This is a genomic window from Streptomyces sp. NPDC059850 (genome assembly GCF_042731515.1).
GTDB lineage: Bacteria > Actinomycetota > Actinomycetes > Streptomycetales > Streptomycetaceae > Streptomyces.
In genome coordinates, this window is the sequence record NZ_JBHWJI010000136.1 from 1 (window position 1) to 5,154 (window position 5,154).

At 70.0% G+C, this 5,154-nt stretch carries 3 protein-coding genes and 1 pseudogene; 1 reads left to right on the forward strand and 3 read right to left on the reverse strand.

Annotated features, from left to right (window positions below):
* Positions 1–114 precede the first annotated feature (114 nt).
* The 3 genes and pseudogenes from ACFV9T_RS42525 to ACFV9T_RS42535 form a co-directional block, all read right to left on the reverse strand.
* Positions 115–1,020, reverse strand: a complete 906-nt coding sequence (locus tag ACFV9T_RS42525) for a geranyl diphosphate 2-C-methyltransferase (protein ID WP_385449212.1) — start codon at positions 1,018–1,020, stop codon at positions 115–117.
* 17 nt (positions 1,021–1,037) lie between these two features.
* Positions 1,038–2,132 (reverse strand): annotated as a pseudogene (locus tag ACFV9T_RS42530) (family 2 encapsulin nanocompartment cargo protein terpene cyclase); the annotation flags it as partial.
* Between the two features lie 85 nt (positions 2,133–2,217).
* Complete coding sequence (locus tag ACFV9T_RS42535) at positions 2,218–3,630, reverse strand: family 2B encapsulin nanocompartment shell protein (RefSeq protein ID WP_385449214.1); 1,413 nt, start codon at positions 3,628–3,630, stop codon at positions 2,218–2,220.
* A 404-nt stretch (positions 3,631–4,034) separates the two neighbouring features.
* On the opposite strand from ACFV9T_RS42535, the gene ACFV9T_RS42540 reads away from it, so the two are divergent.
* On the forward strand, positions 4,035–4,994 hold the full coding sequence (locus ACFV9T_RS42540; protein ID WP_385449217.1) for an alpha/beta hydrolase family protein: 960 nt from the start codon (positions 4,035–4,037) through the stop codon (positions 4,992–4,994).
* The last annotated feature ends 160 nt before the right edge of the window (positions 4,995–5,154 follow it).

The window sequence follows — 5,154 nt, forward strand, 5'->3', positions numbered from 1 at the left end:
CGTGGTTGGACTACCCGGGCCCCTTCGGCTACCGAAACACAACCACACCCAACTGACTACAGGGCGGGTCCCGTCCGAGGACGGGACCGGCCCTGTCGTGTTGCGAGCAGACGGTCAGACGCGGTCGGCCGCGATCAGGACGTACTGGAAAGAGCCGTCCTTGTAGGAGTTGATGAACGCCTCCTCGATGCCAGTGACCAGGGAGGACGTGGCCCGCAGCTCCCAGTAGGGCAGCGTCGCGGGCGTGAGGTCGACGACGGCCTGCGGTACGAGGCGGTTGTCGGCCATGGCGCGCAGGTACTCCCGACGGGAGTGGATGTTGCACTCGAAGTGCGCGTTGATCTGGGAGACCCACTTCGAGGGCTGGCCGTAACGCGGGTTCCAGCAGCCGGTGATGGTCACGTAGCGGCCGCCGACCGCGAGGATGCGCGAGTGCTCGGCGAAGAGGTCGTGCAGGTCGACGTACATGCTCGACTCGTTGTTCCACGAGGCCGCGGCCTGCCCGGTCTCGAAGGGCGTACCGAGCATGTTGCAGACGCGGGCGCTGACATGGTCCTCGATGCCGAGTTCGCGGGCCCGCCGATTGGCGAAGTCGGCCTGCTTGGCCGACAGCGTGACGCCCCGCACCGTACAGCCGAAGCGCTGGTGGGCCATGACCATCGAGCCGCCGCGGCCGCATCCCGCGTCCACGAGCGTGTCGTCGCGCCCGATGGGGCCGAGGTGGTCCAGGAGCAGTTCGGCCTGCGCCGACTCCAGGCGGTGCAGCTCGGCGATCAGCTTCTTCTCGTACGTGCTCTCGCCCGGGTCGCCGAGGGCGGCGTGGTCGACGTCGCCGATGCCGTAGTGGTGGTGATACAGGCCGTCGACATCGCCGAGGCGCAGGTTCACGGGCCTGGCCTCGCGATCCCAGTAGCGGGCGATGTCCCCCTGGTAGGGCGTCACCGGGTTGGGGATGAACACGGAGGCACCGGCGGGGGCGGCGGAGGTGGCGACGTCGGCGGTGAACTCGGTGCTGGTCATGGATAAGTCCATTCTCTCTACCAGAAGTCGGGCAGGCTGTAGCGGTAGGTATTGGTCTGGTGCCAGTAGTGGTTGCCGTCGACCCATACGGCCACGCCCCGCAGAAAGCGGGCCACGGTGGGCACGGGACAGGCGGCGGCCAGGGCCGCGGCCTCGGCCTCGAAGTCGTGCATGAGGTCGTTGTGGACCTCGATGGCCTTCAGATAGGCCTCGCGCTCGGAGAGGCCCTCACGCTCGGCGATCACCACCGGCAGGTTCAGGTGACGGCCGGGGCTGGCGAGTTCCTTGGTGTACGAGTACAGGTCGTTCACGATGGTGGTGGCGTTCCCGGCGAGCGCGATGACCCGCTGCATGGCGGGCTGGGCGTGCAGGTCGGCCGGGAGTTCGTAACCGCCGACGGAGTCGGTGATGGTGGGGCAGGGGCGGAAGTTGTTGAACTGGCGCATCGCCAGGTACTCCCACACCTCGGGGACGTGGTCCGTCTCGGCCCAGGCGGCCTCGGCGAGGTACCCCATGTGCAGCCGGGCCATGTCGTGCCGGAACCGGTCGGCCTGGGAGGCGCTGGCCTCGCGGCAGAAGTACTCCATGGCCGAGCGGTAGGCGCGCCGGGGCGCGTCCGAATGGAGCGACCGCGCCCACTGCGGCTCGTACTCCTTCGCCGTGTGCAGCGGATCGAGGGCGGTGTGCGCCAGCAGAAGTCGTCCGCCGAGGCCGATGGGTGAGCCTCCGTGGTCCTCGCAGTAGCAGTCGTCCACCGCGTTCTCGGCGACCATCAGGCGGGTGGCGAGCATGATGTGGTCGACGGTGGGCGCGTCGGGATGGCAGGCGACCATGTAGCGCCCCACGGAGAAGCCGTCGAACTGGTCCTCCCAGTCCTCGGGGTACAGGTCGACCTCGTCCAGCGCCCAGGCCTTGATCCTGCGGCTGACCTCCTCCACCCGCCCGGGGTCGGGCTCCGGCACCGGGTGGTAGTAGAGGCCCGGGATCGGGGTGCCTTCCGCTGGAGCCTCCGGCGTGGCTTCCGGCGTGGCTTCCGGCGGTGCGGACTCGCGCCGGGCCGGGTGGAGGCTTGCCGTACCCAGACCGCTGGGGCCGTGCGGGATCCGTCCCAGGCCGGGCAGGGATGTCGGAGGGGAAAACTCGGGCGCGGGCATCCAAGACTCCTCGGTGGGGTGGGTGGCTGTCCTGGACGGACCGCTAGTCGCGGCTGCGGGCGATCTGCACGTTCTCCAGCACGCCGAGGGCGTCCGGCACCAGGATGGCGGCGGAGTAGTAGGCGCTGACGAGGTACGAGATGATCGCCTTCTCGTCGATGCCCATGAAGCGCACCGACAGCCCCGGTTCGAACTCCTCCGGCAGACCGGTCTGACGCAGGCCGATGACCCCCTGGTTGTCCTCGCCGGTGCGCATCACCAGGACCGAGCTGGTGTTCTCCTTGGAGATGGGGATCTTGTTGCAGGGCAGGATCGGGACACCGCGCCAGGCCGGGACCTGCTGCCCGCCGAGGTCGACATGGGTCGGATAGAGCCCCCGGGAGTTGAACTCGCGCCCGATCGCCGCGATCGTCCGGGGGTGGGCGAGGAAGAACTTGGACCCGCGGCGGCGGCAGAGCAGCTCGTCGAGGTCGTCCGGGGTGGGCGGACCGGAGTGGGTCTGGATGCGCTGCTTGAAGTCGGCGTTGTGGAGCAGACCGAACTCCCGGTTGTTGACCAGCTCGTGTTCCTGGCGCTCGCGCAGCGCCTCGATGACGAGCCTCAGCTGCTCCTCGGTCTGGTCCATCGGCTCGTTGTAGAGGTCGGCGACCCGGGTGTGGATGCGCAGCACGGTCTGCGCCACGGAGAGTTCGTACTCGCGCGGCTTCAGCTCGTAGTCGACGAACGTGCCGGGCAGCGCGGGTTCGCCGGTGTGACCGGCCGACAGGGCGATCTCGGCCTCGCCGCGATGGTTCTGCCGCTGGCCGAGGCGCGAACGGAACTCCTGGACGTGGGCCTGGAGGCTTGGTGCCGAGGAGAGCACGGCGCTGAAGTCGGCGCGGGACAGGGTGAGCAGGGTGCCGGAGGTCTCGGCGGTGGCGGTGGCGTCCCATGTGGCGTCAGTGTCCAGCAGGGCGTCCTCACCGAACCGGTCGCCGTCGGCGAGTACGGCGACGGCGACCTCGTCACCGTATTTGCCGACGGTGGTCCGGCTGACGCGGCCGTGGGCGATCATGTGGAACTGCTCGGCGGGCGCCCCGCGTTCGACCAGCGTCTCCCCGGCACGGAAGTCGTGCTGGACGCACCGGTCGGCGATGGCCGTCAGCACCTCCACGTCCTCGAAGCCGCGCAGCAGGGCCAGTTCGCCGAGTTCGCGGGGGATCACCCGGACGGTGCCACCGTCCTGGACGAACTCCACGCGCCCGTCGCCGACGGTGTAACTCAGCCGACGGTTCACCCGGTAGGTGCCGCCCTTGACCTCGACCCAGGGGAGCGACCGCAGCAGCCAGCGGGAGGTGATCCCCTGCATCTGCGGCGCGGACTTGGTCGTGGTGGCAAGGTTGCGGGCGGCCGCCGTGCTCAGGCTGGACTGCCGAGTCGGCTCCTGAGGGGCTTCCGGGCTGGTACCAACAGTCATCGGGCGAGCTCTCCTTCGTAAGGGCGGTGGCCCCGCGCGCGTGCGCGTCACCGGAAAAGAGGAAGGGAGGGGACAAACGTCCGGGAATCCGTCCAGACCCGGGGAACAGTAGCCGCCGGTACGTCCAGTCGGCCTCAGGTAACTGTCGGTATTAACTCGATAAGATGATCGTGGCCCGTCCGGGGTTTGTCGGCGTGGCCGACGGTAAATCAGACGCGACCGCCCGGCGCCCCCTGGTGCGCGGCGACGCCCCCCGGTTCTCCTCCCTTTCCTCCCTCTCGCGCCGTACGCCCGAGGTCCGTTGACGAAACGGAACGCCGCTCCGTATATTAACCGGAACGGCGCTCCGTTTCGATCGCGGTCGAAGCGCAGGTGCTTTCTGTCCTGGAAGGGAACCCCGCATCATGAGTGAACTGCCCTACACCGACGACCCGTTCAGGTCGCCCGCCCCCGTCCTCTCGGTCGCCCCGGTCGTGCTGCCCGCCCCCGACCGGGCCGTGGACCTGGAGATACGCGTCTCGGCGCCCGTGACCGGGAGCGACCTGCCGGTCCTCCTCCTCTCGCACGGCCACGGCTACTCGAATCACCTCTCCTCGCTCAACGGCTACGCGCCCCTCGCCAACTTCTGGGCGGCGCACGGCTTCGTCGTCATCCAGCCCACCCACCTCAGCTCCAGGTCGCTGAAGCTCGACCCCGACACTCCCGGCGCGCCCCTGTTCTGGCGCTCACGGGCCGAGGACATGACGCGCGTCCTGGACCGGCTCGACGCGATCGAGGCGGCCGTCCCGCAGCTGAGCGGGCGGCTGGACCACGGCAAGGTCGCCGTGGCCGGGCACTCGATGGGCGGGCACACCGCGAGCCTGTTGCTCGGCGCCCGGCTCACCGACCCTGACGACGGCCGCGAAGTGAACCTGGCCGAGCCCCGCATCACGGCGGGGGTCCTGTTCACCGCACCCGGCCGGGGCGGCGACGCCCTCACCCCGTCCGTGGCCGAGACCATGCCGTTCTTCCTGACCACGGACTTCTCCGCGATGACGACACCCGCACTCGTGGTCGCCGGAGACAAGGACGCCTCCGCCCATCTGACGGTCATGGGCCCGGACTGGCACACCGATCCGTACACCCTCGCCCCGGGCCCCAAGTCCCTGCTCACCCTGTTCGACGCGGAGCACGGGCTCGGCGGGATCGCCGGATATGACGTCGCCGAGACCACGGACGAGAACCCGGAGCGCGTGTCCGCCGTCCAGCGGCTCACCTGGGCCTACCTCCGCAGCGAGCTGTACCCCGGGGATTCCGCGTGGAAGACGGCGGTTGACGCGCTGACGGCGGACACCAGCCCGCTCGGGCGCGTCGAATCCAAGTAGGCCGACGAGGCGCCTGATGAGCGCGCGGCGGACCGGTGACGACACATCACCGGTGCCCCGCGCGCGCACGCCCCGGCCGGGCTGCGCGGCCCCCCCCACGGGGGTGGCCCCCCGGGGCGTTTCGGGGGCGGGGGGGGGGCCCGCGTGCGGGGGCAGCAGC